26 protein-coding genes are annotated in these 24995 nt (G+C 65.8%); 16 read left to right on the top strand and 10 right to left on the bottom strand.

The genetic code is table 11. The features are described from left to right. Positions 1 to 69 precede the first annotated feature (69 nt). Both OIK40_RS02415 and OIK40_RS02410 read left to right on the top strand, forming a co-directional pair. Positions 70 to 429: a YciI family protein gene (locus OIK40_RS02415; protein WP_273675879.1), complete on the top strand. Its 360-nt coding sequence runs from the start codon at positions 70 to 72 to the stop codon at positions 427 to 429. Positions 430 to 464: 35 nt separating this feature from the next. After that, positions 465 to 1652: an RNA polymerase sigma factor gene (locus OIK40_RS02410; RefSeq protein ID WP_273675876.1), complete on the top strand. Its 1188-nt coding sequence runs from the start codon at positions 465 to 467 to the stop codon at positions 1650 to 1652. Here the strand turns inward: OIK40_RS02410 and OIK40_RS02405 are convergent. Continuing rightward, the gene (locus OIK40_RS02405; protein ID WP_273675874.1) at positions 1645 to 2559 is read right to left on the bottom strand and encodes a 50S ribosomal protein L11 methyltransferase; all 915 of its coding nucleotides are present in this window, start codon (positions 2557 to 2559) and stop codon (positions 1645 to 1647) included. The two genes, OIK40_RS02410 and OIK40_RS02405, sit on opposite strands and share 8 nt — an antisense overlap. Next, a complete protein-coding gene (locus OIK40_RS02400; RefSeq protein ID WP_273675872.1) occupies positions 2549 to 3274 on the bottom strand; it encodes an SDR family NAD(P)-dependent oxidoreductase in 726 nt (241 codons plus the stop codon). The genes OIK40_RS02405 and OIK40_RS02400 overlap by 11 nt, the downstream gene beginning before the upstream one ends. A 108-nt stretch (positions 3275 to 3382) precedes the next feature. Here OIK40_RS02400 and sdhC point away from each other — a divergent pair, with 108 nt between their 5' ends. The 3 genes from sdhC to sdhA are packed head-to-tail and all read left to right on the top strand — an operon-like array spanning position 3383 to position 6021. Beyond that, entirely contained in the window at positions 3383 to 3763 is a 381-nt protein-coding gene (gene sdhC, locus OIK40_RS02395) for a succinate dehydrogenase, cytochrome b556 subunit (RefSeq protein ID WP_273675870.1), read from the top strand. Between the two features lie 12 nt (positions 3764 to 3775). Beyond that, positions 3776 to 4162, top strand: a complete 387-nt coding sequence (gene sdhD, locus OIK40_RS02390) for a succinate dehydrogenase, hydrophobic membrane anchor protein (protein WP_273675868.1) — start codon at positions 3776 to 3778, stop codon at positions 4160 to 4162. Next, the gene (gene sdhA / locus OIK40_RS02385; protein ID WP_273675866.1) at positions 4162 to 6021 is read left to right on the top strand and encodes a succinate dehydrogenase flavoprotein subunit; all 1860 of its coding nucleotides are present in this window, start codon (positions 4162 to 4164) and stop codon (positions 6019 to 6021) included. The genes sdhD and sdhA overlap by 1 nt, the downstream gene beginning before the upstream one ends. Before the next feature lie 71 nt (positions 6022 to 6092). Here the strand turns inward: sdhA and OIK40_RS02380 are convergent, their stop codons facing one another. After that, positions 6093 to 7058 (bottom strand): hypothetical protein, encoded by a 966-nt coding sequence (locus OIK40_RS02380; protein ID WP_273675864.1) that lies wholly within the window; start codon positions 7056 to 7058, stop codon positions 6093 to 6095. Positions 7059 to 7061: 3 nt separating this feature from the next. Continuing rightward, positions 7062 to 7436, bottom strand: coding sequence for a hypothetical protein (locus OIK40_RS02375; protein WP_273675863.1), 375 nt, complete (start codon positions 7434 to 7436; stop codon positions 7062 to 7064). 159 nt (positions 7437 to 7595) lie between these two features. Here OIK40_RS02375 and OIK40_RS02370 point away from each other — a divergent pair, with 159 nt between their 5' ends. Beyond that, complete coding sequence (locus tag OIK40_RS02370) at positions 7596 to 8615, top strand: C13 family peptidase (protein WP_273675861.1); 1020 nt, start codon at positions 7596 to 7598, stop codon at positions 8613 to 8615. On the opposite strand, the gene OIK40_RS02365 is transcribed toward OIK40_RS02370, so the two are convergent. Further along, the gene (locus tag OIK40_RS02365; RefSeq protein WP_273675860.1) at positions 8584 to 10182 is read right to left on the bottom strand and encodes an esterase-like activity of phytase family protein; all 1599 of its coding nucleotides are present in this window, start codon (positions 10180 to 10182) and stop codon (positions 8584 to 8586) included. The two genes, OIK40_RS02370 and OIK40_RS02365, sit on opposite strands and share 32 nt — an antisense overlap. A gap of 123 nt (positions 10183 to 10305) precedes the next feature. Here OIK40_RS02365 and OIK40_RS02360 point away from each other — a divergent pair, with 123 nt between their 5' ends. Both OIK40_RS02360 and OIK40_RS02355 read left to right on the top strand, forming a co-directional pair. Next, positions 10306 to 10695 carry a BlaI/MecI/CopY family transcriptional regulator gene (locus OIK40_RS02360; protein WP_273675859.1) on the top strand — a complete coding sequence of 130 codons (390 nt, stop codon included), beginning with the start codon at positions 10306 to 10308 and terminating at the stop codon, positions 10693 to 10695. After that, positions 10692 to 12335 (top strand): M56 family metallopeptidase, encoded by a 1644-nt coding sequence (locus OIK40_RS02355; protein ID WP_273675857.1) that lies wholly within the window; start codon positions 10692 to 10694, stop codon positions 12333 to 12335. Before OIK40_RS02360 ends, OIK40_RS02355 begins: the two co-directional genes overlap by 4 nt. Positions 12336 to 12338: 3 nt before the next feature. On the opposite strand, the gene OIK40_RS02350 is transcribed toward OIK40_RS02355, so the two are convergent. Next, complete coding sequence (locus OIK40_RS02350) at positions 12339 to 12800, bottom strand: hypothetical protein (RefSeq protein WP_273675856.1); 462 nt, start codon at positions 12798 to 12800, stop codon at positions 12339 to 12341. 34 nt (positions 12801 to 12834) lie between these two features. Then, on the bottom strand, positions 12835 to 13698 hold the full coding sequence (gene ypfJ / locus OIK40_RS02345) for a KPN_02809 family neutral zinc metallopeptidase (RefSeq protein ID WP_273675855.1): 864 nt from the start codon (positions 13696 to 13698) through the stop codon (positions 12835 to 12837). Positions 13699 to 13794: 96 nt separating this feature from the next. On the opposite strand from ypfJ, the gene OIK40_RS02340 reads away from it, so the two are divergent. The 5 genes from OIK40_RS02340 (at position 13795) to OIK40_RS02320 (ending at position 19351) form a co-directional block, all read left to right on the top strand. Beyond that, the gene (locus OIK40_RS02340) at positions 13795 to 14547 is read left to right on the top strand and encodes a 3-hydroxybutyrate dehydrogenase (RefSeq protein WP_273675854.1); all 753 of its coding nucleotides are present in this window, start codon (positions 13795 to 13797) and stop codon (positions 14545 to 14547) included. Then, positions 14544 to 16049: a M28 family peptidase gene (locus OIK40_RS02335; protein ID WP_273675852.1), complete on the top strand. Its 1506-nt coding sequence runs from the start codon at positions 14544 to 14546 to the stop codon at positions 16047 to 16049. Before OIK40_RS02340 ends, OIK40_RS02335 begins: the two co-directional genes overlap by 4 nt. Positions 16050 to 16131: 82 nt before the next feature. Then, on the top strand, positions 16132 to 17586 hold the full coding sequence (guaB, locus tag OIK40_RS02330) for an IMP dehydrogenase (protein ID WP_273675850.1): 1455 nt from the start codon (positions 16132 to 16134) through the stop codon (positions 17584 to 17586). A 24-nt stretch (positions 17587 to 17610) separates the two neighbouring features. Further along, positions 17611 to 18789 (top strand): RsmB/NOP family class I SAM-dependent RNA methyltransferase, encoded by a 1179-nt coding sequence (locus tag OIK40_RS02325; protein ID WP_273675848.1) that lies wholly within the window; start codon positions 17611 to 17613, stop codon positions 18787 to 18789. A 61-nt stretch (positions 18790 to 18850) separates the two neighbouring features. Further along, entirely contained in the window at positions 18851 to 19351 is a 501-nt protein-coding gene (locus OIK40_RS02320; RefSeq protein WP_273675846.1) for a tetratricopeptide repeat protein, read from the top strand. A 4-nt stretch (positions 19352 to 19355) separates the two neighbouring features. Here the strand turns inward: OIK40_RS02320 and OIK40_RS02315 are convergent, their stop codons facing one another. Further along, positions 19356 to 19835, bottom strand: a complete 480-nt coding sequence (locus OIK40_RS02315; protein ID WP_273675845.1) for an RNA pyrophosphohydrolase — start codon at positions 19833 to 19835, stop codon at positions 19356 to 19358. Further along, complete coding sequence (locus OIK40_RS02310; RefSeq protein WP_273675843.1) at positions 19832 to 20779, bottom strand: alpha/beta hydrolase; 948 nt, start codon at positions 20777 to 20779, stop codon at positions 19832 to 19834. Before OIK40_RS02310 ends, OIK40_RS02315 begins: the two co-directional genes overlap by 4 nt. 109 nt (positions 20780 to 20888) lie before the next feature. On the opposite strand from OIK40_RS02310, the gene OIK40_RS02305 reads away from it, so the two are divergent. From OIK40_RS02305 to OIK40_RS02295, 3 genes are all read left to right on the top strand, one after another. Continuing rightward, positions 20889 to 21845 carry a metal-dependent hydrolase gene (locus OIK40_RS02305; RefSeq protein WP_273675841.1) on the top strand — a complete coding sequence of 319 codons (957 nt, stop codon included), beginning with the start codon at positions 20889 to 20891 and terminating at the stop codon, positions 21843 to 21845. Positions 21846 to 21860: 15 nt separating this feature from the next. Next, complete coding sequence (locus OIK40_RS02300) at positions 21861 to 23252, top strand: cryptochrome/photolyase family protein (RefSeq protein ID WP_273675839.1); 1392 nt, start codon at positions 21861 to 21863, stop codon at positions 23250 to 23252. A gap of 69 nt (positions 23253 to 23321) precedes the next feature. Then, positions 23322 to 24539, top strand: coding sequence for a serine hydrolase domain-containing protein (locus tag OIK40_RS02295; RefSeq protein ID WP_273675837.1), 1218 nt, complete (start codon positions 23322 to 23324; stop codon positions 24537 to 24539). 19 nt (positions 24540 to 24558) lie between these two features. Here the strand turns inward: OIK40_RS02295 and OIK40_RS02290 are convergent, their stop codons facing one another. Next, positions 24559 to 24906 carry a PilZ domain-containing protein gene (locus OIK40_RS02290; protein WP_273675835.1) on the bottom strand — a complete coding sequence of 116 codons (348 nt, stop codon included), beginning with the start codon at positions 24904 to 24906 and terminating at the stop codon, positions 24559 to 24561. Positions 24907 to 24995: the final 89 nt, after the last annotated feature.

The following is a 24995-nucleotide window of genomic DNA, read 5'->3' as shown; positions in this document are numbered from 1 at the left end:
CCCGCTTGGCAAGCCCGTCTCCCTGTCAGAGCCTCGCCATTGTGGCCGGGCCGATAACGGAGACGTGCGATGCAATTCATGTTGATGATCAACGAGGACGAAAGCGTATATGCCGGCCCCGAGGGTGCGGCGCTGATGGAGCAGGTTCTGGCCGGGCACATGAAACTGGCCGAGGATCTGGTCGCCGCCGGGGTGCCATTTTCGGGCGAGCGGCTGAAGCCCGCCGCCACCGCTACCACGCTCCGCTTCGACAATGGCACCACCACGCTCCATGACGGCCCCTTTGCCGAGACCCACGAGGAACTGGGCGGGTTCTACATCATCGACGTCGCCAGTCTTGACGAGGCGCTCGAGTGGGCGCGCCGCATTCCGGTGCCCAAGGGCGGGATAGAGGTGCGTCCGGTGTGGCCGATGGGGGCCGAAGGCTGAACGCCGCGCAAGGCACAGTGCCCGGAGCGGCAATCATGGCGGCGCGGCCCCGGGTGGTGGCCGCGCTTGCCGCACAATTGCGCGATCTGGATGCAGCGGAAGAGGCCTTTGCCGGAGCCGCCGAGCGTGCACTCGCGCTGGCCGAAGCTCCGCGCGATCTCGCCGCCTGGCTGTTCGTGGTCGCCCGGCGCCGCGCGCTCGATGGCGTCCGCAAGGCCGCGGCCGAGGCACGCACCGCAGATGCGCTGGCGCAGGTGACAGACATGGCCGACATCCTCACGCTGCCCGAACCGATCCCCGACGAACGGCTGCGACTGCTGTTCATCTGCTGCCATCCTGCGATCGCTCCAGAGGCGCGCATCGCGCTCGCGCTCAAGGTGATCTGCGGCCTGCCGGTGAGCGCCATCGCGCGGCTGTTCGTGGTGAGCGAACAGACCATGTTCCAGCGTATCACCCGCGCCAAGGCCAAGGTGCGCGAGGCGGGGATCGCCTTCGAACTGCCCCCGCGACGCGACTGGCCTGCGCGGCTGGCGGCAGTGCTGCTGGCGCTCGAACTGGCCTTCACCGCCGCCTATGCCGATGCCGGCGGGGAGTTGTCGGCGGATCTGGGTGAAGACCTTGGCGGCGAAGTCGAACGGCTGGCGCTGCTGGTCGCCGAACTCGTTCATGAGGAGCCCGAGGCGCTGGGCCTTGCCGCGCTGGTGCTGCTCGCACGATCGCGGCAGGCGGCGAGGCTTGATGATACGGGTGCGATGGTGCCGCTTTCGCAGCAGGATTGCGCCCTGTGGGACTTCGCACGGATCACGGAGGCGCGCGTGCTGATGGAAAGGGCGGCGCAGGCGGGTCGCTCAGGGCCCTATCAGGTGATGGCGGCGATCCAGCTGACCCATGCGCGCCGCGCCTTCGACGGGGCGGTGGACTGGGGCGCGGTGGTGCGGCTCTATGATGTACTGCTGGCGCTCAGGCCCTCGCCGATGGTGTCGCTCTCCCGTGCGCTGGCGCTGGCGCAGGTTGAAGGCGCGGCGGCGGGGCTGGCCGCTGTGGGAGAGCTCCCGGCCGAGCGGCTCGCGCTGGCGCGCCCGTGGCACGTTGCGCGCGCCGATCTGCTTGCGAAGACGGGTCGGACAGGGGAGGCGGCGGCGGCGCTGGATGCCGCGCTCGCGCTGGGTCCGCCGCGCGCCGAACGGCTGTGGCTGGAGCGCTGGCGGGCGGGGCTTACCTAGCCCTTCGCCGCCGCAGCCAAAGGATCGCCCAGTCGCCGCGCTGGAGCCTTGCGGCCATGCGGAAGCCCGCCAGCTTCATTGCGCGCTTGACGGCGGCTTCCTGCTCTCCGGCAAGCAATCCTGCGAGCAGCAGGCTGCCGCCGGGGCTGACGGCCCTGGCGAAATCGGGCGCGAGTTCCACCAGCGGGCCGGCGAGGATATTGGCGATCAGCAAGTCGTAAGGTCCGCGCACGCGGATCAGCGGATCGTCCATTCCGTCGGCCACCACCATGATCGCCTCGCCCGCACCCGAGCCAAGCGCGATGCCGTTGGTGGCGGCGTTTTCCTCGACCACGGGCACGCAGACAGGATCGATATCGGTAAGCGTGCACAGCGCGCGCGGCCACAGGCGGAGCGCGGCGAAACCGAGCAGGCCGGTGCCGGTGCCGATATCCGCAATATTGCGGGCGATCATCCCGCTATCCTTCATATGGCCCAGCATTTCGAGGCACCCTGCTGTGGTGCGGTGCTGGCCGGTGCCGAAGGCCTGAGAGGCGGGAATAATGAAGTCGATGGCTTGCGGATCGGCCGGATATTCGGGCGTGTGGACATGGAAGCGCCCCGCACGGATCGGCTCGACCCCCTGCTGGCTCAGCGTTACCCAGTCCTCGTCGGGCAGTTGTTCGACGGTGATCGGCGGGGCCTTGCCGGCAAACAGCCCCGCAAGCGCCGCCTTTTCGGCCTTGCCCGGTTTGCGGGGAAACCAGCCTTCGAGCACCCAATCATCGGGCCTGTCTTCGGCCACCTCGCGCCCGGCGATGACCAGATCATAGTCCCAGTCGTCCACCTCGTCATGCGCGATAAGGGCGGCCTGCACGACAGGCTTGGGGGCGAAGGCGGAGAGCTTCCAGGTGGTGTTACCGGACAAAGCTGGCCCCGTTCGCGTCGATCACCGCACCCGTCATGCTCGGCGGCGCGTCGAGCGCGCAATAGGTGATGATGCTGGCGATTTCTTCCGGGGTCGCCACGCGGCCCAGCGGAATGTCGGCCAGCAAACCCGGCCCGCCGCGGCTGGCGAGGTAATCGCCGGCCATGCTGGTATCGGTAAAGCCGGGGGTAACCGCGAAGCTGAGGATGCCTTCCTTGGCGTAAGCGCGCGCGATGGTCTTGTGCATTGCCACCATCCCGCCTTTGGCGGCGGCGTAATGCCAGTGCGCGGGCGAATCCCCGCGATAGGCGGCGCGGCTGGCGACATGAACAAGGCGTCCGGCAAAGGCGCGTTCCTGCCAGTGAAGCACGGCAAAGCGCGATAATTGCGCCGCGCTGGTGAGGTTGACCCTGACGGTGTCCTCCCACGCATCGAGCCATTCGATGTCCGAACGATCGAGCCGGTTCGCCTCGAACCGCCCGGCATTGTTCACAACCGCGTCGATTTCCCCGCCCGCGATGTCGAGCGCCTGTTCCCACAGCGATTGCACGCTGAGCGGATCGCCGAAATCGGCAGCGATGATCGGTACGCCGTCTTCTGCCGCCGCCTGCGGGCGCGAGGCGTGACCGATGACTTGCGCCCCGCGTGCCGCCAGCGCGTCGAGCGCCGCCTTGCCGATTCCGCGGCTCGATCCGGTAACCAGAATGTGTCCCATGCAATCGCCTATCCGAAACTTTGCAAGCTGTGTCCACCGCTGGCGGCTTGCCTCAGCCGACAGTGGCGCTAAGTGGGAGGCACATAACAGGGACCAGACGGGATCACCATGAACCAAAGACCGCTTTCTCCCCATTTGCAGGTGTGGCGCTGGGGGCCGCACATGCTGATTTCGATCCTCCACCGCGCAACCGGCGACGGCATGGCGCTGGTCGGCCTCGCCGTGCTGGTGTGGTGGCTGGGCGCGCTTGCCAGCGGGCCGGCGGCCTATGCCAGCTTCCAGGCGATCATGGGCTCGATTCCCGGCATGGTGGTGCTGGTCGGGCTGTCTTGGGCGTTCTTCACCCACCTGATGAGCGGGCTTCGCCACTTTGTGCTGGATATCGGCGCGGGTTACGAACTCGACACCAACCGCATGTGGTCGATCGCTGCGCCGATCATCGCGATTCTGCTCACCGCGGGCTTCTGGGCCCTGCTCCTGCTGCGCTGAGGAGGAAAGACCATGGGTAACGGAACTTCCATCGGACGCGTGCGCGGTCTGGGCGCGGCGCATGAAGGCCCGCATCACTGGCTGGTGCAGCGTTTCACCGCGATCGGCAATGTGGTGCTGATGAGCTGGCTGCTGGTCAGCTTCATCATGCTCGGCGATTTCGGCTATGCCAGCGTCACCAAGTGGCTTTCGCAGCCGGTCTCGGCGACGGCGATGATCCTGCTGGTCATCAGCCTGTTCTGGCACGCCCGGCTCGGGCTGCAGGTGCTGATCGAGGATTATGTCCACGAAGCCGGCACCAAATTCGCTGCCCTTGCAGCGCTCAATCTCGCAACTATCGGCGGCGGCGCCTTTGCCATTTTCAGCGTTGCCGCGCTCGCATTCGGAGGTCAGGCCTGATGGCTACCGCAGCAGCAAGCGAAACCGGCGGTGCACCGCACCTGAAGGGCGCTTACAAGATCATCGATCATACCTATGACGTCGTCGTTGTGGGCGCGGGTGGTTCCGGCCTGCGCGCGACGATGGGCGCGGCCGAGGCCGGCCTGCGCACCGCCAATATCTCCAAGGTGTTCCCGACCCGCTCGCACACTGTCGCAGCGCAGGGCGGCATCGCCGCATCGCTCGGCAACAACTCGCCCGACCACTGGACCTGGCACATGTATGACACCGTCAAGGGGTCTGACTGGCTGGGCGATCAGGACGCGATCGAATATCTCGCGCGCGAAGCCCCGGCGGCGGTTTACGAGCTCGAACACGCGGGCGTGCCCTTCAGCCGCAATGCCGACGGCACGATCTATCAGCGCCCGTTCGGCGGGCACATGCAGAACATGGGCGCCGGCCCGCCGGTGCAGCGCACCTGCGCCGCCGCCGACCGCACCGGCCACGCCATGCTCCACGCGCTCTACCAGCAGAGCCTGAAGTATGACGCCGACTTCTTCATCGAGTATTTCGCGCTCGATCTGATCATGTCGGAGCGTGACGGCCAGAAGGTCTGCGTCGGCGTGATGGCGATGTGCCTTGATGACGGCACGATCCACCGCTTCCGCGCGCAGAGCGTGGTTCTGGCGACCGGCGGCTACGGGCGCTGCTACTACACCGCCACCTCAGCCCACACCTGCACCGGCGACGGCGGCGGGATGGTGCTGCGTGCAGGGCTGCCGCTGCAGGACATGGAATTCGTGCAGTTCCACCCGACCGGCATCTACGGCGCGGGCGTGCTGATCACCGAAGGCGCGCGCGGGGAGGGCGGTTACCTCACCAACTCCGAAGGCGAACGCTTCATGGAGCGTTACGCGCCTTCCGCGAAGGATCTCGCCTCGCGCGACGTCGTTTCGCGCTCGATGGCGCTCGAAATGCGCGAAGGGCGCGGCGTCGGGCCGGAGGGGGATCACATCTACCTCCACCTCGACCATATCGACCCGAACGTGCTGGCCCAGCGCCTGCCGGGCATCACCGAAAGCGGCAAGATCTTCGCCGGCGTCGATCTGACCCGCCAGCCACTGCCCGTCACCCCGACGGTGCATTACAACATGGGCGGCATCCCGTGTAACTATCACGGGCAGGTCGTGACGCTGGGGCCGGACGGCAATCCGGATCAGGTCATTCCCGGCCTTTACGCCGTGGGCGAGGCGGCCTGCGTTTCGGTGCACGGGGCGAACCGCCTCGGCTCGAACTCGCTGATCGATCTCGTGGTGTTCGGCCGTGCGACCGGCCACCACCTGCGCGACAATCTGAAGCCCAATGCCAAGCAGCCGGAGCTTCCCGCGGACAGCGCCGATTTCGCGCTGACCCGTCTGGATCACTTCCGCTATGCCGAGGGCGGATCGCCCACCGCGCAGATCCGTGCGGAAATGCAGAAGGCAATGCAAAAGCACTGCGCCGTGTTCCGCGATCAGAAACTAATGGACGAAGGCGTGGCGAAGCTCGCCGAGCAGAACAAGCGGATGGAGGACATCCACGTCACCGACAAGTCGCTGATCTGGAACAGCGACCTGATCGAAACGCTGGAGCTCGACAACCTCATGGCGCAGGCCAATGTGACGATGGCATCGGCGGCAAACCGCAAGGAAAGCCGCGGCGCCCACGCGCACGAGGACTTCCCCGATCGCAACGACAAGGAATGGATGAAGCACACCATCGCCTGGTTCGACGGCTGGGGCGGTCGCGGCAGCAACATCCGGATCGATTACCGTCCGGTGCACGAATATACGCTGACCGACGACATCAAGTACATCGAGCCCAAGGCACGGGTGTATTGATCGCGTGAAAGCCCCCTCCCGCGTGCGGGAGGGGGTGCAAATCGGGACAGGCTGTTTGCTGTCGCCAGATATTAGCCGTCGCAGCGCGACAGCAGCTTCTGGTATGTATCCAAGGTCCGTGCAGTGTTGGGGAGGGCCGCGAAGCCGTCCGTCACCGCCTTCACGCAATCCGAGCGTTTTTCGGCAACCACTCTCTCACGATCGGCAACACCTTGCGCGAGATGCTGCGCGGCAACGCCAGTCGAAAAGCTCTTACCAAGTCGGACGCTGGACCCTGTTTCCTGTCCCGTTTTGCCATTGATGTCGCCGGTAAAGGTTCCGAACACCGAAAGAGCATCGCTCTGCCCCAACGAGGAACCGCTTTCCCGGGGAATCAGGTTGAGAAACTCATTTGTGAGCTTCCTCAAATCCTGCTTGTCCTTATCGAGCGCTTGGCGCGCCGCATCGACAGCATCGCCAGCTGCGGCGAGTGTCTTTTTCCGGTTTTCCAGATCACTGAAGGTGCGCGTCGCTTCGTCAAGCTGCGCGCTTTCGATAAATTCCGTTCCTTCCGGCAAAGCCTCTTTCTTGGCGGTCAACAGGTCAACCTGCGCCTTCGCGGACTCAGCCGCACGAACGCTCGACTGCGCCTCGGCGAGGTTTGACAAGGCTGTCGAATAGTTTCCGGCAGTACCGACCATCTTCTCGCTGAGCGCGTTGGCATCGTTGGCCAGTTGCTTAATCCGCGATTTGTCATTCTCGGTGAGGGCCTTGCTTTCCCCTCGGATGACCGTGATTTCCTTGAGATTATCGGCGCACAGCTTCATCATCTCCACAGTGTCGCCGGAACAGTTGCGTGTTACCGCAACTGGGACATAGGCAGCATCGGTCAGATCGACGCCTATCATGATGCTTGCCCCGGGTGTTTCGGCTGATCCGCTCTCGACATTAACGCCTACCTTCGTCGTCGATACATAGACGAGCGGAACTTGATCGACCGAACTGCACCCGGCAAGCGTAAGAAGGGCCACGGTTGCGCCCAAAAAATTCCTGTTCATCCATTACCCCCCAAGGTTACATACTTGTTGTTTCGGAATAACCGGTTGCAGCAGCGCTGCGAGTTCGCCGACAGTCTCCGGATCAGGATCAAACAGGACAACCCGGCATTGATCCGTGTCCGCCATCGCGACTGCCGTTTCCCCGGCAAAGCCCACAGTCACGCCATTGTGGCCCGGCACGATGCCGAACCCGCGGGTACGATAGGCAATCATTGAATTGTCGGCAGCAGGCTCAATTCTGAGCACCCCTGGATAAATGCGGGTGACCTTCGCCGGGCCATCGACCTGAACGATGGTGCACGAGGCGAGCGCGAATGCCCACGCCAATGCTATCGTGCCGCGCAAGGGCGGTCCCAGTAGCTTGAAGGTCTGCCCCACGTCTGCCCCCTTCCGTGCCGTCATGCCCCCGGGAGCGCTGCGACCCGCTTCAAATATTCTAATAGCTTAATGGCTTTGGCTGGATTGCAAAAGACAAAAGCGTGCGTCGACGGGAATAGCGCTTGACCCTTTTGGCGTGCCGCATCACCTTGATCCCCGATGAACAGGGGCGCGATCATCACCGGGCTTCTCGCGGCATTGCTCGCGGCCCCGGCGCTTCCGCAGTCAGCCCCCGCCAATCCCAACCAGCCGCCGCCGCACACCGCGCCGTTCCCCGATCTCGGCAGCGGGGAAAGCCGCACCCAGCGGCGTGCCAGTTTCGAGGCGGGGCCGGAGCTGCGACGCGGGTTCAGCGCCGCGCATATCCGCGAACAGCAGCGGCGGCTCGATAGCGCGCTTGCCGCGCTTCAGCCTCACGTGCCGGGCACGCCCGATGCCTACGTCGTCACCATCGCGCTCGACAGCGATCCTGTCTTCGCCCGTGAGGCGCGCGAGGCGGGGCGGGTGCTGGCTGCGCGTTACGGCGCACAAGCCCGCACGCTGGTGCTGGCCGGGCCGGACGGGGTGCGCGACGATGCGCCGCACGGCTCGATCACCGCGCTGGTGCTGGCGCTGTCGCATATCGGCACCCTGATGGACGCATCCGAGGACGTGCTGGTGCTCTACACCACTAGCCACGGGCTGGATTTGGGGCTGGCCTATCATTACGGCGACAGCGGTTATGGCATCCTGTCCCCTGCGCGTCTGAAAGCGGCGCTGGAGGAAGCGGGGATCCGACGGCGGGTGCTGATCCTTTCGGCCTGCTATTCGGGGGTATTCGTTCCCGCACTCGCCAGTCCCGACACAGCGATTCTGACCGCAGCGGCCAGCACGCGAACGTCCTTCGGCTGCGCGGCGGAGAATGACTGGACGTTCTTCGGCGATGCGCTGATCAACCGCGCGCTGCGCCAGCCGGTGAGCCTTGACGAGGCAGCGCGCATGGCGGGGCGTTCGGTCGCGGAATGGGAGATCAAGGCGCGTTTTCTCGCTTCGCTGCCGCAGGTGAGCATCGGGGCCGATGCGAAAGGCTGGCTGCCGCAGATCGAGGCGAATATACCGCGTATCGCCAGCGCACCGGTCGGGCGGCCCGCCTTCGATCCGGCGGCGTTTACTCCGCCGGTGCGCGCCGGACAGAAATGATCTTCACCGGCTTTGCCAGGATTTCGCCCTTCATCCAGCCTTCGCCCTTGTCGGGGTCGATTTCGCTGGCGTGGATCGCGGCGACCACATCCATCCCGTCCACGACATAGCCGAACACGGCATAGCCATTGCGCCACACCGGATCACTGGCGGCAGGATCGGCGTCCAATCCGGTCTGGTCCTCGATCATGATCGAGAAATCGCCGTTCGCGCTGCCGGGCTCGCCCATCGCCATCGACAATGCGCCGTGGGTGTGGGTGAGGCCGGTCTGCGAGGTCGGCTCGTGCGGGATGCCGGGCAGGATGCGCTTGGGATCGAATTGCGTCCCGCCCTGCAACAGCCCGTTGGGGCGCGGTTCGCGGTCCAATCGCATCGCGCGGTAGAACACCGTCCCGTCGAAGCGCTTTTCATCGACATAGCGCAGGAAATTGGCGGCGGTGACGGGCGCGCGCTCGGTCTCCAGCGCGATGGTGATGTCGCCCAGCTCGGTCGTGAGCACGACATTGACGCTCGCCGCTTCGGGGAAGGGGCGGGTGCCGGGGCGGGCGGTGGATTTCGTCGCAGGGGCAGCCGACACGACCACCGGCGCACCGGGGGGAGGGGCATTGCCCTTGATCTCGAACTTCATCAGCAGCGTGCGCTGGCAATCGGGCCGCTCGTTCCCGTCGCAATTATTGAAGTTGTCGTCCGAGATTACATAGAGAAACTTTCGCCCCGCCTCCTCGCGAAAGGCCAGCCCTTCGAAATTGTCGAGCGTGAGCGGCGGAGTCAGCACGGCGAGGGTTTCGGGCGTGTTGTCGGGTGCCATTTCGACAATGGCCGCGCGGTTGCCTTCACCCCGCCGATAACTGCGCAGCAGGACATAGCAGGTGCCGTCCTCGGCGCAGGCCGCGTCGGTCGGCACGCCGCCTGCTTCGGCGATGCCTTCGGGCGCGGCGAGGGCGAAGGCTTGTGTGCCTTGGGGCGTGATCCGCAGACAATTGGGGCGCGCCGGATCGATCCATTCGCCGCAGGCGAACAGGCCGCCTGCATAGGCCGCGATCGTTTCGATCCCGCTATTGGCCTCGGCCCCCGCGACAAGCGCGGCCGCGTGGTCCTCGCTGCCCGCCGCTGCAGCACCGATCGCCGGATAACGCCAGATGCGGTGTTCCTGCTCGAACGACACCAGCCATTCGCCCGATGCCAGCCGCGTGATGCCTTCCGCATCGCCGCGTTCCTTGCCGCCCAGCTTGCGCCCGCGTTCGTCCAGCAGCGGGCCGATCGTCACCTGTGAGACATCGACCAGCCGCCCCTGCACGTTCTCCGGCGTCAGCACCAGCCAGCGCCCGTCGTCGGTGACAGCATAAAGCTGCCCGTCATGCCATTCGAGCCCCGAAATGCCGCCGATTTGCGCCTTGTCGGGCGCGATCTCCACCCCGCCGCGGAAGATCAGCTCGCCGATGGCGATATCGGGCTGATCCTGCGCCAGTTCGACCGGCGCAGTGAGCGGCAGGAATTCCTCGCTCTGCGCCAGCAGCGGCGCGGCAAGCAGGAAGAGCAAGGCGGAGAATATGGCGCGGAGTGTCATTCGTGGGAACATATCGGCGCTTCGTCGAGGCGCAAGCGGGGAGCGGCGTCGTTCATCGGGGCGCAATGTTTACAGATGTAGTCGCAATGACTACAGGTGTAATCAGTCTTGAGGGAGGCCCCTGTGACAACTCCGGAAGAACCCGTTCACGAACGCATCACCGAAGCCGAACTGGCGGTGATGGATGTCTTGTGGGAACGCCCGCGCCAGACCGCTGCCGAAGTTTGCGAGGCGGTGTGTGCGGCGCGCGGCTGGAGCCTCGCCACGGTCAAGACGCTGCTGGCGCGGCTGGTGCAGAAGGGTGCGCTGTCCGCTGCGCCCGACGGGCGGCGTTATCTCTATTCGCCGCTGATCGCGCGTTCAGCCTATGTCGGCGGCGAATCCCGGCGGCTGGTTGATCGCCTGTTCGGCGGGCGGGCAGCATCGCTGGTCGCCCATCTGGCCGAAACCGAGGCCCTGACCGAGGATGACCTTACCGAGATCGAGGCGCTGCTGAAGGAGCTGCGGCCATGAGCGCGGTGATGATGGAGACGCTGGCATGGACCGGCGTGCTGATCGCAATCGTGCTGCTGCTGCGCCGTCCAGTGGCGCGCTGGTGCGGACCGCAATGCGCCTATGCGCTGTGGGCGCTGCCGCTGATCCGGCTGGTGCTGCCGCCGCTGACGCTGCCCGCCTGGATGGCACCGGCAAAGCCCGCTCCGGCGCCCGCGACCGATCCGGCGGTGTGGCAGGCAGAGGCCATTGTGGTTGCGCCGCAGCCCGAACCCGGATTTGATCTGTTTGCGCTGATTGATGGCCTTCCTTTGGTCGAGGCGGTGCTGCTGGTCTGGCTTGGCGGGGCGGGCATGTTCCTGTGCCGCCGGTTCGCCGCCTATTTCACCTTGCGCGAGCACTTGCTGGCGCGTGGGCGCGAGATGGGGCGCATCCCCGGACGGCTGGGCGCGATCCGGCTGGTAGAAACCCCGGGCACCAATGCCCCGCTGGCCTTCGGCGTGCTAGATCGGGTGATCGCGCTGCCGCCCGGCTTCATGGCGCTGCATGATCGGCGTGCGCGCGATCTGGCGCTGGCGCACGAGGTCGCGCACCATCGCGGGGGCGATCTGCTGATCAACATTCTCGTCCAGCCGCTGTTCGCGCTGCACTGGTTCAATCCGCTCGGCCATTACGGCTGGCTGGCGCTGCGGCGCGATCAGGAAGCGGCGTGCGATGCCCGCGTGATCGCCCGTGCCGATGCCGACGAACGTGCCGCCTACGCCCGCCTGATCGCCGGTTTCGCCGCCGGCCCGAACCTCGCGCTGGCCGCGCCGATGGCCTGTCCGGTGCTGGGCGAGAAATCCATCATTCAACGTCTCAGGAGCCTGTCGATGTCCCACCTTTCTGCCCGTCGCCGGATGGCCGGCCGCGCGTTGCTTGGCCTTGGCGTGCTGGCGTTGCCGCTGACCGCTTCGATCAGCTACGCCGCATCCGAAGCGCAGGTCGAGGCACCCGCGCCGCCCAGGCCGCCCGTGCCGCCGGCACCGCCTGCCGCGCCCGATGCGCCCGAACCGCCCGAAGCGCCGCCCGCGCCCGATGCCCCCGGCAAGGTTTCGACCTTCGTCTTCATCGATCCGGACAGCGAGGCCGCCGATGGCGAGAAGAAGACCACGACCGTGACCGTCACCGAGACGGTGCAGATCGGCCCGGACGGCAAGGAACGCCGCAACCGCATCGTGCGGCGCGCCGGTCCGGACGGCGAAGTGGTGACCGAGGACCTGCGCCCGAGCGAAGGCCTGACCTGGGAAGGGCGCGAGGCAATGGTGATCGAACTGCGCAAGGGGCTGGCCGATGCGGACAAGGCCCATGCCGAAGCACGCGAGGCGCTTCGCAAGGGGCTGGCCGAGGCCGAGGCGGCGCGCGCCGAAGCGGGCAAGCAGAGGGTCGTCGTGAAGATCGAATGCGACCGCGAACAGAACATCGCCAATGTCGAAGAAGGCAAGGACGGTACCCGCACGATCACCATCTGCCAGCGCAAGAACATGGCAGCGGCGCTCAAGGGGATTGAACAGGCGCGGGACGAGATCGCGCGCAGCCGCGACCTTTCCGAGGACACCCGCAAGCGTATCCTCAAGCAGCTCGACCGCCAGATCGAAGCGTGGAAGGACGCCGAAGGCTAGGCTCTATTCCGTTCCAGATGCAGGCTTGGGCCGCGCCGGATATTTGCATTTGCGGCCCAGCCCCAGGCCTTTCAGGAAACCGCGCCGCACCATTCCCGCGGTGTAAGCGGCGCGCAGGGCGCGGTCGTTATCGGCCGCGCCCGTCACCTCGCGCACGATCCCGCGGAAGGGGATCATCGATCCGACGACCTTCTGGCCGATCCGTCCGGCGTTGATCTTTCGGCCTTCCTCGTCCACCGCGATATCATAGTCCGCGCCCAGCACCTGATCGAGCTCGGCAATGTCGGCAACGATCGCGTTGCAGCTCGTCAACCGCGCGGTCTCGTACGGGTTCTCGACCGCAACTTTCAGCACTTCGGGAATATCGTGACCGTCGATATTCAGATCGCGCAAGGGCGTCTTGGCGACCTCCGTCGCGTCGGGATCGGGCACGACCTGCGCAAATGCCGGCAGGCCTGCCGTCATCGTCAGGAATGCCGTAGCGACAAGCGCGAGGCGGCTAGGCCCCTTCGAAAAACACTTCGCAGGCAGAATCATTATTGCTCTCCAGTCCCAGCCGCAGCGCTGCCATGCGCTGGCGGCTCGTGCCATGGGTAAAGTTCTCGGGGTTTATGCGTTGTCCGGCGCCGCGTTGCAGCGTGTCGTCGCCGATCGCGCTGGCAGCAGCGAGGCCTTCTTCCAGATCGCCCCGATCGATTCTGTCGCGGTTCTTGCCTGCCCACATCCCGGCATAGCAATCGGCCTGCAACTCCATCGCCACCTGCAAGCGGTTGGCCGCTGACGGATTGCGCTGTTGCGCCTGCCTGACCTGCGTCGAACGTCCAGTCAGGTTCTGGATGTGGTGGCCATATTCGTGCGCAATGACATAGAGCCTTGCGAAGTCTCCGCCGGTGCCCGCCATCTGCGCCAGCTGATCGTAGAACGAGGTATCGATATAGATGCCCTTGTCCGCCGGACAGTAGAACGGCCCTGCCGCCGAGGTCGCACTGCCGCAGCCGCGGGTATCGACCCTGCCGGTGCGGAACAGGTCGAGCACGGGGCGCTGGAAGGCGATTCCGTTCCTGTCGAAGGTGGCTTCCCACGTTGCGTTGAGGCTGGCGAGCGCGGCGCAGGCTTCGTCGGCATAGGCGCTGCTTGCGCAGACCTCGGTTTCGCTCATGTCGCTGGCCGGCTGGGGCGGCGCGGTCTGCTGCTGGACGGTTTCGACCATGCCGATGGTCTGCATCGGATCGATTCCGAACACCAGCGCGCCGAGCAGCGCGATCACCAGCGTGCCGCAGCCGATCCCGCCCGCGCGCCGCATCCCGCCGCCGCCGCTTGATCGCACTTCGATGTCGGACGTGTCGTAAGGCCCCAGCCGCATTTGCAATTCTCCCGCCGTGTGCAAATCGCTGGACAGTCGCCGTGGTCGCGGCAAAAGCGGTATTCCAGCGGATCAGAAGTGCAGGAGTTGCCGCCAATGCTCAAGGAAAAGCGTGCCCTCGTCACAGGTTCGACTTCGGGGATCGGCCTTGCGATTGCGCGCGCGCTGGCAGCCGAAGGGGCCGAAGTGATCCTCAACGGGCTGGGCGATCCGGACGAAATCGCGCAGCTGTGCGATGATCTGGGCGCAACCTATAACGGCGCAAACCTGATGGATCCGGCGGCAATCGCGCGGATGATGGAGGAAGTCGGCCCGGTCGATATCCTCGTCAATAATGCCGGGATGCAGCACGTTGCGCCGGTCGAGGATTTCCCGCCTGAAAAATGGGATGCGATTATCGCGCTCAATCTGTCGGCGGCGTTCCACACCACGCGCCTTGCCGTGCCGGGGATGAAAGCGAAGGGCTGGGGGAGGATCATTGCCACCGCCAGCGCGCACTCGCTCACCGCCTCGCCGTTCAAAAGCGCCTATGTCGCGGCCAAGCACGCGATGGCGGGCTTCACCAAGACGATCGCGCTGGAACTGGCGACCAGCGGTATTACCGCCAACTGCATCAGCCCGGGCTATGTCTGGACCCCGCTGGTCGAAAACCAGATCCCCGACACCATGGCCGCGCGTGGAATGACGCGCGATCAGGTGATGAACGACGTGCTGCTGGCCAAGCAGCCGACCAAAAGCTTCGTCCAGCCCGATGACGTTGCCGCGCTGGCGGTGTTCCTGTGCGGCGATGCGGCACGCAATATCACCGGTGCGAACTACACGATCGACGGGGGCTGGACCGCCGAATGATGATGCCGCGCGCCCGGCTTCTGGCGGTGATGCTGGCGAGCCTGGTGCTCGCCGCCTGCGCGCGCGCGCCCGTTGCCAGCGTGCCGGTGTCCGAGCGGATCGGGATCGAGCAGCGGCTGCGCGCCGATATCGCGATGCTGGCGAGCGACGATTTCGCCGGACGCAAGCCGGGGACGCCGGGCGAGGAAAAGACGCTGGCCTTTATCGAGCAGCGTTTCGGCGAGATCGGGCTGCTGTCGGGCACCGGCGATCCGGGCAGCTATTGGCGCATGCCGGTTGAACTGGTTTCTGCCCGGCCGCTGTCGGGCAAGCTCAGTCTCGCGCGCGGGCGCACCGCTTTGGTGGTGCCCGATGACGAGGCCGCCGTTTTTACCCGCCGCCGCCGCGCGCTGGCTGCGGGCGGCCCCGCAACCGGCGTTCCGGTGGTGTTCGTGGGCGAGGGCGAAGGACCGATCTCGCCCGATCTGGTCGCGGGCGCGATGGTTGTGCTGATCGGCGGTGACGGGCCGGATCCGGCGCGCATGGCACAGCCCTTCCGCGATCGCGCCACTGCGGTGCTGACCGTGCTGCCCGATGCCGCGGCAGTCGCGCGGGTGCAGGCGAGATACGCAAGGGAAAGCGTCCAACTCGCCAGTGACGAGCTCGACACGCTCAGCGCCTATGTCACCGACGCCGCGCTTGCCCGGGTGCTGGGCGAGGCGAACTGGAAACGGCTGAAACAGCGCAGCGAGGAACCCGATTTCACCCCGATCGAAATCCAGCTGGCGATCAGCATCGAGGCAACGGCCGAGCGACGCGAATTTGCCAGCGCTAATCTTGTCGGCCTGATTCCCGGCAGCGCGCCGGGATCGGGCGCGGTGCTGCTGATGGCGCATTGGGACCACCTGGGCGAATGCGGCGCGCCCGACCTGTCCGACCGGATCTGCAACGGCGCGGTCGACAATGCCAGCGGGATCGCGGTTACGCTGGAACTGGCGCGGCGGCTGAAGGACGGCCCGCCGCCGGGGCGCGATGTCTATGTGCTGGCAACCACCGCCGAGGAAGCGGGGCTGCTCGGCACGCGCGCCTTTGCCAAGGCGCCGCCTGTGGCGCTCGACCGGATTGTGGCGGCGTTCAATCTCGACATGCTGGCGCTGGCTCCGGCGGGCAGCGCGGTCGGCTTCATCGGCGAAGGGCGCACCCCGCTCGATCCGCTGATCCGTGCCGAGATCGCGCGCGCCGGCCGCACGACCGGTGACAAGGCGCTGGCGGAGAGCTTCCTTGCGCGGCAGGATGGATGGGTGTTGCTCGAACAGGGGGTGCCCACCGTGCTGCTGTCGAGCGCCTTCGGCAGCAATGCCGTGCTGCGCCCGTTTCTCGACAGCGGGTACCATCGTCCCTCGGACGAGGCCGCCTCGGTGGAGCTGGGCGGAGCGATCGACGATCTGATGTTGCACGAAGCGCTGGTGCGTATTGTCGCGGACCCGGCGCGCTATCCGGTGCAGGGCGAGGGCGGCCCCTAGCGTAACGGGCAAACCGCGGTTACATGGGCCGCCACGATTCTCCCCCGATTCCCCGCGAAAGCGAATTGCGAAAGTGGCACTCATGGATATCCCGCTCGGCCTCACCTTTGATGACGTTCTGCTCCGTCCGGCAGAAAGCAGCGTCCTGCCGAGCATGGCCGACACATCGACCCGGCTGACGCGCGAGATTGCGCTCAATATTCCGATCCTTTCCTCCGCGATGGACACCGTAACCGAGGCCGACATGGCGATCGCCATGGCGCAGCTGGGCGGTATCGGCGTGCTGCACCGCAATCTCGATATCGAGGCGCAGTCCGCCGCAGTGCGCGCGGTGAAGCGTTACGAAAGCGGCATGGTGGTAAACCCCATCACCATCCAGCCGGACGCGACCCTGGGAGAGGCGCAGGCGCTAATGCAGCAGCACCGCATCAGCGGCATTCCGGTGGTGGACGCAGGCGGCAAGCTGGTCGGCATCCTTACCAACCGCGACGTGCGCTTTGCCGAAAACCCGATGCAGCCCGTGCGCGAGCTGATGACCACTGAAAACCTCGCCACCGTGCCGCTCGGCACCGGTCAGGAGGAAGCGCGCCGCCTGCTGCATGCCCGCCGGATCGAGAAGCTGCTGGTGGTTGACGATGCCTTCCGCTGCATCGGCCTGATCACGGTCAAGGACATCGAAAAGGCGGTCAACTATCCCCATGCGACCAAGGACAGCGCGGGCCGTCTGCGCGTGGCCGCGGCGACGACCGTGGGCGATGCCGGCTTTGCCCGCACCGAGGCGCTGGTCGATGCGGAAGTCGATGTGATCGTGATCGACACCGCGCATGGCCACAATGTCGAAGTCGCCAAGGCGGTCGAACGCGCCAAGAAGTTGTCCAATTCGGTGCAGGTGATCGCAGGCAATGTCGCCACTGCCGAGGCCACGCGGGCGCTGGTCGATGCCGGGGCGGATGCCGTCAAGGTCGGGATCGGGCCGGGCTCGATCTGCACCACCCGCGTCGTCGCAGGCGTGGGCGTACCGCAGCTGACCGCGATCATGGAAAGCGCGGCGGAAGCAGCAAAGTCGGGCGTGCCGGTGATCGCCGATGGCGGCCTGCGCACTTCGGGCGATGCGGCCAAGGCGCTGGCGGCGGGGGCTTCCAGCGTGATGGTTGGCTCGATGCTGGCCGGCACCACCGAAAGCCCGGGCGAGGTGTTCCTCTATCAGGGGCGCTCCTACAAGGCCTATCGCGGCATGGGCTCTGTCGGCGCGATGGCACGCGGCTCGGCCGACCGGTACTTCCAGCAGGACGTCAGTGCGATGAAGCTGGTGCCCGAAGGGATCGAAGGCCAGGTGCCGTTCAAGGGGCCTGCTGCCGATGTCGTTCACCAGCTGGTGGGCGGGATCAAGGCGGCGATGGGCTATACCGGCTCGGCCACCATCACCGATCTCCAGAAGCGCGCCCAATTCGTGCGGATCACCAATGCGGGCCTGTCCGAAAGCCACGTCCATGATGTCGCCATCACCCGAGAGGCACCCAATTATCCCACGCGCTAGGTTCATGTCGTCCGGAGCGGGGGCATGACCCCCGCCGCAAGAGTTCAGGCCGCTATCGAGCTGCTCGACGCCATCATTCCCGCCGCGCGCGGGAAGGGTGCGCCCGCCGACAGGATCATCGCCGACTATTTCCGCGCGCGCCGCTATGCCGGATCGAAGGACCGCCGCGCGGTGCGCGATCTGGTTTATGCCGCGATCCGGCTGTGCGGCCCGGTGCCCGAAAGCGGGCGCGCGGCAATGCTGGCGGTGGCAACGCAGGATGACAGCATCGCTGCCCAGTTCGACGGTTCGCCCCACGGGCCGGCGCCGCGTGCCGAGGGCGAGGCTGCCGCAATGACGGGACTTGCGCCCAAATGGCTAGCTGCCGCCTTGCGCGCCTCGGGCCTTGGCGGGCGCGAGATTGCAGCACTGCTCGAACGCGCCCCGCTCGATATCCGGGTCAATGCGCTCAAGGCTGATCGTGCCGAAATCGATTTGCCCGAACCCGGTGAGCCGCTCGCCGCACCTCAGGGCCTGCGCTTTCCTTCGGGCACGCAGGTCGAACAGTGGGAGGCCTTCCGCGACGGCCTGATCGAGGTGCAGGATCTCGGCAGCCAGCTGATTGTCGAGGCGCTGCCGGTGGCGGCGGGCGACACCATTGTCGATCTGTGCGCGGGCGGGGGCGGCAAGACGCTGGCCCTGGCCGCGCGGCTCGGCAATGCCGCGAGCATTGTCGCTGCCGATACCGACAAGCGCAGGCTCGGCAATCTTGCCCCGCGTGCCGAACGGGCAGGGGCTGCGATTGACCACATCGTGCTGCTCGATCCGGGCCGCGAGATGCAGGCGCTTGGGCCGTTCGCGGGTAAGGCCGATCACGTGCTGGTCGACGCGCCCTGTTCGGGCAGCGGCACCTGGCGCCGCAGCCCTGAGGGACGCTGGCGACTCGATCCGGCGGAACTGGCGCGCTTGAACGCACTGCAGGACCACGTGCTCGATCTGGCCGCGCAGCTCGTTCGCCCGGGTGGCTCTGTCAGCTTCGTGACCTGTTCGCTGCTCGATGCGGAAGGGCCCGATCGCATTGCCGCCTTCCTGTCCCGTCATCCCGACTGGCGTGCCGAGGCGCTGCCGTTGCCGCTGGGAAGCCAGCGCGGGGCGGGCTGGCGACTTGACCCGTTCCATGACGCCACGGATGGTTTTTTCGTCGCGGGCTTGCGTTCACCATGATAGTGTGGCCCTTATGGCCATTAACTCCGGTTCCCGGTCTCTTGCACTGAAGGAGCTTCTGATGCGTTTCGCGCCCGCTGCCGCTGCCCTCTCGCTTTGTCTGGTCATGACCGCGAGCGTCACCAGCGCAGGCCGCAGCGATGCCCCGGACCCGCGGGCCGCGGCGCTTATCGCGCAGGGGCAGGCGGCGCTGGGTGCCGGGGAAACGCAGGCAGCGATCGACGCCTTCGAAGCCGCGCTGGCCGTCGATCCGGGCTATACGCCGATCTTTATCGACCTTGCCGAAGCCGCGCGCCAGAGCGGGCTTCAGGGCAAGGCGATCCGTTACTATCGTGAGGCGCTGGAGCGCGATCCGGGCAATTTCGCTGCGATTTCGGGCGAAGGTGCGGCGCTGGCCGAAAAGGGTGCGGTCGAGAAAGCGCGGCGCAATCTTGCACAGCTGCAGAGCCTGTGCGGCGAAACCTGCCCCGAAACCCTTGCGCTCGAAACCTCGATCGCACGTGGCAGCCAGCCCCGCCTCGCGGCCGACAGCACCGCCGACGCAGGCCCGTCGAGCAACTGATCAGTCAGATCAGGTGGCGGAATTCTGCCACCAGCCCTTGGTAAACCGCGCGTTTGAACGGCACGATCAGTTCGGGCAGCTGTTCGGGTGCGATCCAGCGCCAGGCGTTGAATTCGGGCGGATCGTGCGCTTCCAGATCGATGTCGGCATCAGAGCCCAGGAAGCGCCCGAGGAACCAGTGCTGTTCCTGCCCGCGATATTTGCCCTTCCACACGCGGCCCAACAATTCGGGCGGCAGATCGTAGAGATAGGGCTGCGCGGATTGCGCGATCACTTCGACCATATGCGCGGCGATGCCCACTTCCTCCTCAAGCTCGCGCAGGGCGGCTGTGCGCACGTCCTCGCCCTTGTCGATCCCGCCTTGCGGCATCTGCCAGAAGCCATGCGCTGACGGGTCGATCCGCTGGCCGACGAAGACGAGACCTTGCGCGTTGACCAGCATGAAGCCCGCGCAGGGGCGATAGGGGAGGCCTTCGGGACTCACGCAGGGTTCTCCAACATGAACTTCATCGCGGCGATCACGCGTTCGAGATCCTTCTGCGTGCTCGGCACCATCTGGCGCAGGTTGGTGAAGGAGTGGGTGACCCCACGCATTTCGAGGAACACCACGTCGCGCCCGGCATCCACCAGCGCCTTGGCATATTCGCGGCCCGAATCGCGGATCGGATCGAGGCTGGCGGTGACGACAATGGTGGGGGGTGCCTCGGAGTGGTCGCCCAGAATCGGGAAGCCGCGCGGGTCGGCGCGGTCCGCGCCGTAGGCGGCATCGAAGAAGCCCATGGTGTCGGCGGTGAGCAGGAAGCCCTCGCTGAATGCTGCCATGCTGCCCGATCCATTGGCGTCGGCCACCAGCGGGAAGATCGGCACTTGCAGCACGACAGGGACTTCGGCGGGGCGCTGCCCAAGCATCTGGCTGACGACCACGGTGGCATTGCCGCCCGCAGAATCGCCGATGGTGATGATCCCGCTTGCCTTGCGGCCGAGTTCGGCCGGGCTGCCCGCCACCCAGCGCGTCGCCGCCTCGCAATCGAGGATCGCGGCGGGGAAGGGGGCTTCGGGCGCGCGGGCATAGTGGACGGCGACCAGCGGCAGATCGATCAGCGCGGCAATTTCGGTGCACAGCGCGTGGTGCGTGTCGAGATCGCCGATCACGAAGCCGCCGCCGTGGTAAAACACCACCACCGGCCCCGGCTGGCGCATCTCGCGCGCGTCGTAAAGGCGCAAGGGAATGTCGCCGTTCGGGCCGGGGCAGGAAAGGTCGCGGATCACCGCCAGATCACGCGCAGGACGGTCCGCGAGGTTGTGCATGGCGATATAGGACGCGCGCGCTTCCTCCAGCGTCATGTCGACCAGCTTCGGCCCGTTCACCTGCGCCATCATGTCGAGGAAGGCCTTCATGTCGGGGCGGATATAGGGCGCGTCGGTCATCGTGGTTCTCTCCCGTGTCTCTTTGGCGATGCGATAGGCGAGGGAACGGGTCTTTTCCAAGTGCATTTGCGGTTCCATGTGCACTGCCGCGCGGCTAGGCGGGGAAGATATGGATAATCTGACACATAGCCTTGTCGGCGCGGTGCTGGGGCAGGCGGGGCTGAAGCGGACCACGGGTCTTGCCATGCCTGCGCTGATCATCGGCGCGAACCTGCCGGACCTGGACGCGGCGTGCTTCTTCTGGCTGGAGGGCACCGAGCATCTCGGCTTTCGCCGCGGCATCACCCACGGCCCGCCCGCGCTGGTGTTGCTGCCGCTGGTGCTGGCGGGGATATTGTGGGGCTTTGATCGCTGGCAGACGCAACGCGGCACCCGGCCCGAGGGGCGACTGCCGGTGCGCTTCGGCTGGCTTTATGCGATGGCCTTCATCGGCTGTCTTAGCCACCCGTTCTTCGATTGGCTCAACGTCTACGGCATTCGCCTGCTGGAGCCGTTTTCCTCGCAATGGTTCTACGGCGACACGCTGTTCATCATCGACCCGTGGCTGTGGGCGATGTTGATCGCGAGTGTCGGGTGGTCATGGTGGCGCGAAAAGCTCGGCGGTGACCAGCGCCCGATTGCGCGCGGTGCGATTGCGATCATGCTGGTCTATATCGGGGTGAACGGGGCGATCACCTGGCTCGATAACGCGACCCGCGGAACGATGACCGAACCCTATCCCGAGGCCTATATTGCCGCGCCTGCACCGCTCACATCCTGGCGCCGCGAACAGATCGCGCAACTGGAAGACGGGCGCTGGATTTCGAGCGACTGGAAGGGCAGCGATTTCGGCTATGGCTATGCCAATTCCGATCAGAAGCAATGTCGTCTGCCCGATCTGACCGAGGCCCGCCGCACCAATTCGCAACTCGACGCTTTCCTTTTCTGGTCGCGCGCGCCGCTTGGGGTGCGAGCCGAGGACGGTTCGGTGATCCTCTACGACGCCCGCTTTTACGATCCGCGGTCGCGGGACCGGTTCTCGATCGCGCTGCCTGATGTGAAGTGCGAGGAACTTCCCGCCGGGTAAGGCGCTTGAGGCTGCATGAGTAAAACCCAAATCCTATGGCTGCGGCGCGATCTGCGCCTTGCCGACAATCCTGCGCTCTATCACGCCGCCAAGGCCGGGCCGGTGGTGTGCGTTTATGTGCTCGACGACGAAAGCCCGAAGCATCACGCCTATGGCGGCGCCTCGCGCTGGTGGCTGCACCATTCGCTCGAAAGCCTGTCGAACAGCCTCGCCCGGCGTCACGCAAAGCTGATCCTGCGGCGCGGCGATGCGGTGGAGGAATTGTGCAAGGTGGCGCAGGAGGTCGGCGCCACCACGATTCATGCCAACCGCCACTACGAACCGTGGTGGAGGAAGGCGCAGGGCAAGCTGGCGGAAAAGCTCGACCTGCAACTCTACGACGGCAATTTCCTGATGCCCCCCGGCTCGATCACCACCGGCACCGGCGGGCAGTACAAGATCTACACCCCCTTTAGCCGTGCGGTGCGCGAGGCTTATCCGCCGCGCGACGAACTGCCTGCGCCCGAAACGCTGTCCTCGCCCGACAGCTGGCCTGCAAGCGATGATCTCGCCGACTGGAACCTGCTTCCCACCAAGCCCGACTGGGCGGGCGGAATGCGCACCTTCTGGAAGGTGGGCGAGGATGCGGCACACGAACGTCTGGACGCGTGGGAAGCGGACGTTGACGATTACGACGACAAGCGGAACTTCCCCAGCGTCGACAAGGTTTCGCGCCTTTCGCCTCACCTCCATTTCGGCGAAATTAGCCCGATCCAGATCTGGCACCGCTTCAAGCACAAGCGTTCCGACGGTTGGCGCACCTTCGAGGGCGAGCTGATTTGGCGCGACTATTCGCAGAACGCGATCCTGCAATTCCCGGCCTATGCCACGCAGAACTACCGCGAGGATTTCGATCGCTTCCCCTGGCGCGATCCCGCCACCAACGAAGCCGCCGCGCGCGATCTGAAAGCATGGCAGCACGGGCGCACCGGCTATCCGATCGTCGATGCCGGGATGCGCCAGCTGTGGCAGACCGGGTGGATGCACAACCGCGTGCGCATGATCACCGCCAGCTTCCTTATCAAGCATCTGCTGATCGACTGGCGCGAGGGTGAGAAGTGGTTCTGGGATACGCTCTGCGATGCCGATTACGCCTCCAACGCCACCAACTGGCAGTGGACCGCGGGGACGGGGGTGGACAGCAACATGTTCAGCCGGATCATGGCGCCGCTCACCCAGTCGGAGAAATTCGACGCGGCACGCTACATCCGCACCTATGTTCCCGAATTGAAGGGCATCGACGAGCCATATGTCCATGATCCCGAGGAGTTCGGGCGCAGGCCTGCGGGCTATCCGCGCAAGATCATTCCCCACAAGGCCGGGCGCGAGCGGGCGCTGGCGGCGTTGAAGGCGATGAAGGAAGGGTAAGGCAAGGCTTGCCCGTTCGCGCCCCGTCCGCCTATGCATCCTGCAACAACGGACGAGAGGATTTCAGGCATGACGGGACTGCGGAGCTTTTCGCGGATGGTATCGGGCGCGGCGCTGATGGCGCTGCTGGCGGGTTGTGCAGGATCCTATGCCCCGGCCGAAAATGTCGTCGCCGCGCCGCCGCCCCCGTCCGCCAAGGTGGCGATGGTGCAGCCGCCGCAGCGCGACCAGTCCGAATTGCAGGTGCTGTTCTGGAGCGACGCCCAGCGCGCGGAACGCTTCCGCGTGATGGAGCAATGGTTCGCCGGCCATGAAGTCCCGACCGCCAGAAACACCCGGATGCTGCCCAAGGGTGCGCCGCTCAGCCCCGCGTTGCAGGCCGAGCTGAAGGCACTGATGGACGAAACCAATACGGCGGGCGTCATGGTGCTGGTCGATGGCAAGGTAAGGTTTGAGGGATATCGCCTTGGCATGGGGCCCGATGACCGCTGGACCAGCTTCTCGGTCGCCAAGAGCTTCACCTCGACCTTGCTCGGCGCGGCGGTGAAGGACGGCTTCATCAAGAGCCTGTCCGATCCCGTCACCGACTATATCCCCGGGCTTGCGGGTTCAGCCTATGACGGCGTTACCGTCCGCCAACTCGCCACCATGACCAGCGGGGTCAAGTGGAACGAGGATTATACCGACCCCAACAGCGACGTCGCGCAGATGAACCGCTTCGTGGTCGAATATGGCCCAGATGCCATTGTGGCGCAGATGAAGGCCCTCCCGCGCGAGGCGGAGCCGGGCAAGAAGTGGGTCTACAAGACCGGCGAGACCAATCTTATCGGCGTGCTGGTTGAAAACGCGGTCGGCCTGCCGCTGGCTGAATATGCGCAAGCCAAGATCGTCGAACCGGCGGGCTTTGCAGGCGGATTGTTCTGGATGGTCGATCCGCGCGGCGGCAATATCGGCGGGTGCTGTCTGTCGCTGCGCCTGTCGGACTATGCGCGGATGGGCCAGTTCGTGCTTGAAGGCGGGAAGGGTGCGGTACCCGAAGGCTGGTTTGCCGAAGCGACCGACAGCGCGGTCGATTTCGGGACAAGCGGTTTCGGCTATGGCTACCAGTGGTGGACCTATCCGCAAGGCACCTTCGGCGCGCAAGGGATCTTCGGTCAGGGCATCACCCTGTTCCCGGACAAGAAGATGGTGTTCGCCTATATTGGTAACTGGGCGACCGCGAGCGGCGGCCCGGAGCGCGGGCAGTTCCTTGATCTGAGCCGCAAGATCGCAGCCGAGGTGCGCTGAGCGCGCCCCGGCGCGTCGCTCAGATCACCTGACGGTAGACGCCGATGTTGCTGTAACGCTGCAGGATATTGTCGTGCACGATCGGGCTGAGCAGCTCCGAAAAGGCGCAGCCGACGATGCAGTTGTCCCACCACACGACTTCGGCCTGGAGCGATTCGAGGCCGGGCAGGGTGAGCCAGCACAGCTGGCCTTCGTGCATGCGATTGATCGAAGCGGCCGAGAAGCCCGAGATCGACAGATCGTGCACCACGCTCTGGAAGGCACGACCGCCCGAGGCGCGCAGCGTCGCGGGAATTGTCAGCCGGGTGCGCGGCGCGCAGCGATCTTCCTGCGCGGCCAGGCGATAGGGATCGGTTTCAATCGGCATAGGGCAAAACCTCGTTTTGCCGCGCGCAGCAGCGCACGGCCAGGACCACCCTCAGCTATGCCGATAAAATCCCTAATGAAGCGTTGACG

The organism is Erythrobacter fulvus (assembly GCF_028595285.1).
Lineage (GTDB): Bacteria > Pseudomonadota > Alphaproteobacteria > Sphingomonadales > Sphingomonadaceae > Erythrobacter > Erythrobacter fulvus.
The sequence above is the reverse complement of the archived record's forward strand: the minus strand, read 5'-3'. Positions and strand labels throughout refer to the sequence as shown.

Excerpts from the sequence above, each read along its gene's own strand:
- OIK40_RS02415 (WP_273675879.1), top strand. The coding sequence starts at position 70 with ATGCAATTCATGTTGATGATCAACGAGGACGAAAGCGTATATGCCGGC.
- OIK40_RS02410 (WP_273675876.1), top strand. The coding sequence starts at position 465 with ATGGCGGCGCGGCCCCGGGTGGTGGCCGCGCTTGCCGCACAATTGCGC.
- OIK40_RS02400 (WP_273675872.1), bottom strand. The coding sequence starts at position 3,274 with ATGGGACACATTCTGGTTACCGGATCGAGCCGCGGAATCGGCAAGGCG.
- sdhC (WP_273675870.1), top strand. The coding sequence starts at position 3,383 with ATGAACCAAAGACCGCTTTCTCCCCATTTGCAGGTGTGGCGCTGGGGG.
- sdhD (WP_273675868.1), top strand. The coding sequence starts at position 3,776 with ATGGGTAACGGAACTTCCATCGGACGCGTGCGCGGTCTGGGCGCGGCG.
- sdhA (WP_273675866.1), top strand. The coding sequence starts at position 4,162 with ATGGCTACCGCAGCAGCAAGCGAAACCGGCGGTGCACCGCACCTGAAG.
- OIK40_RS02380 (WP_273675864.1), bottom strand. The coding sequence starts at position 7,058 with ATGAACAGGAATTTTTTGGGCGCAACCGTGGCCCTTCTTACGCTTGCC.
- OIK40_RS02370 (WP_273675861.1), top strand. The coding sequence starts at position 7,596 with ATGAACAGGGGCGCGATCATCACCGGGCTTCTCGCGGCATTGCTCGCG.
- OIK40_RS02365 (WP_273675860.1), bottom strand. The coding sequence starts at position 10,182 with ATGACACTCCGCGCCATATTCTCCGCCTTGCTCTTCCTGCTTGCCGCG.
- OIK40_RS02355 (WP_273675857.1), top strand. The coding sequence starts at position 10,692 with ATGAGCGCGGTGATGATGGAGACGCTGGCATGGACCGGCGTGCTGATC.
- OIK40_RS02350 (WP_273675856.1), bottom strand. The coding sequence starts at position 12,800 with ATGACGGCAGGCCTGCCGGCATTTGCGCAGGTCGTGCCCGATCCCGAC.
- ypfJ (WP_273675855.1), bottom strand. The coding sequence starts at position 13,698 with ATGCGGCTGGGGCCTTACGACACGTCCGACATCGAAGTGCGATCAAGC.
- OIK40_RS02340 (WP_273675854.1), top strand. The coding sequence starts at position 13,795 with ATGCTCAAGGAAAAGCGTGCCCTCGTCACAGGTTCGACTTCGGGGATC.
- OIK40_RS02335 (WP_273675852.1), top strand. The coding sequence starts at position 14,544 with ATGATGATGCCGCGCGCCCGGCTTCTGGCGGTGATGCTGGCGAGCCTG.
- guaB (WP_273675850.1), top strand. The coding sequence starts at position 16,132 with ATGGATATCCCGCTCGGCCTCACCTTTGATGACGTTCTGCTCCGTCCG.
- OIK40_RS02325 (WP_273675848.1), top strand. The coding sequence starts at position 17,611 with ATGACCCCCGCCGCAAGAGTTCAGGCCGCTATCGAGCTGCTCGACGCC.
- OIK40_RS02320 (WP_273675846.1), top strand. The coding sequence starts at position 18,851 with ATGCGTTTCGCGCCCGCTGCCGCTGCCCTCTCGCTTTGTCTGGTCATG.
- OIK40_RS02310 (WP_273675843.1), bottom strand. The coding sequence starts at position 20,779 with ATGACCGACGCGCCCTATATCCGCCCCGACATGAAGGCCTTCCTCGAC.
- OIK40_RS02305 (WP_273675841.1), top strand. The coding sequence starts at position 20,889 with ATGGATAATCTGACACATAGCCTTGTCGGCGCGGTGCTGGGGCAGGCG.
- OIK40_RS02300 (WP_273675839.1), top strand. The coding sequence starts at position 21,861 with ATGAGTAAAACCCAAATCCTATGGCTGCGGCGCGATCTGCGCCTTGCC.
- OIK40_RS02295 (WP_273675837.1), top strand. The coding sequence starts at position 23,322 with ATGACGGGACTGCGGAGCTTTTCGCGGATGGTATCGGGCGCGGCGCTG.
- OIK40_RS02290 (WP_273675835.1), bottom strand. The coding sequence starts at position 24,906 with ATGCCGATTGAAACCGATCCCTATCGCCTGGCCGCGCAGGAAGATCGC.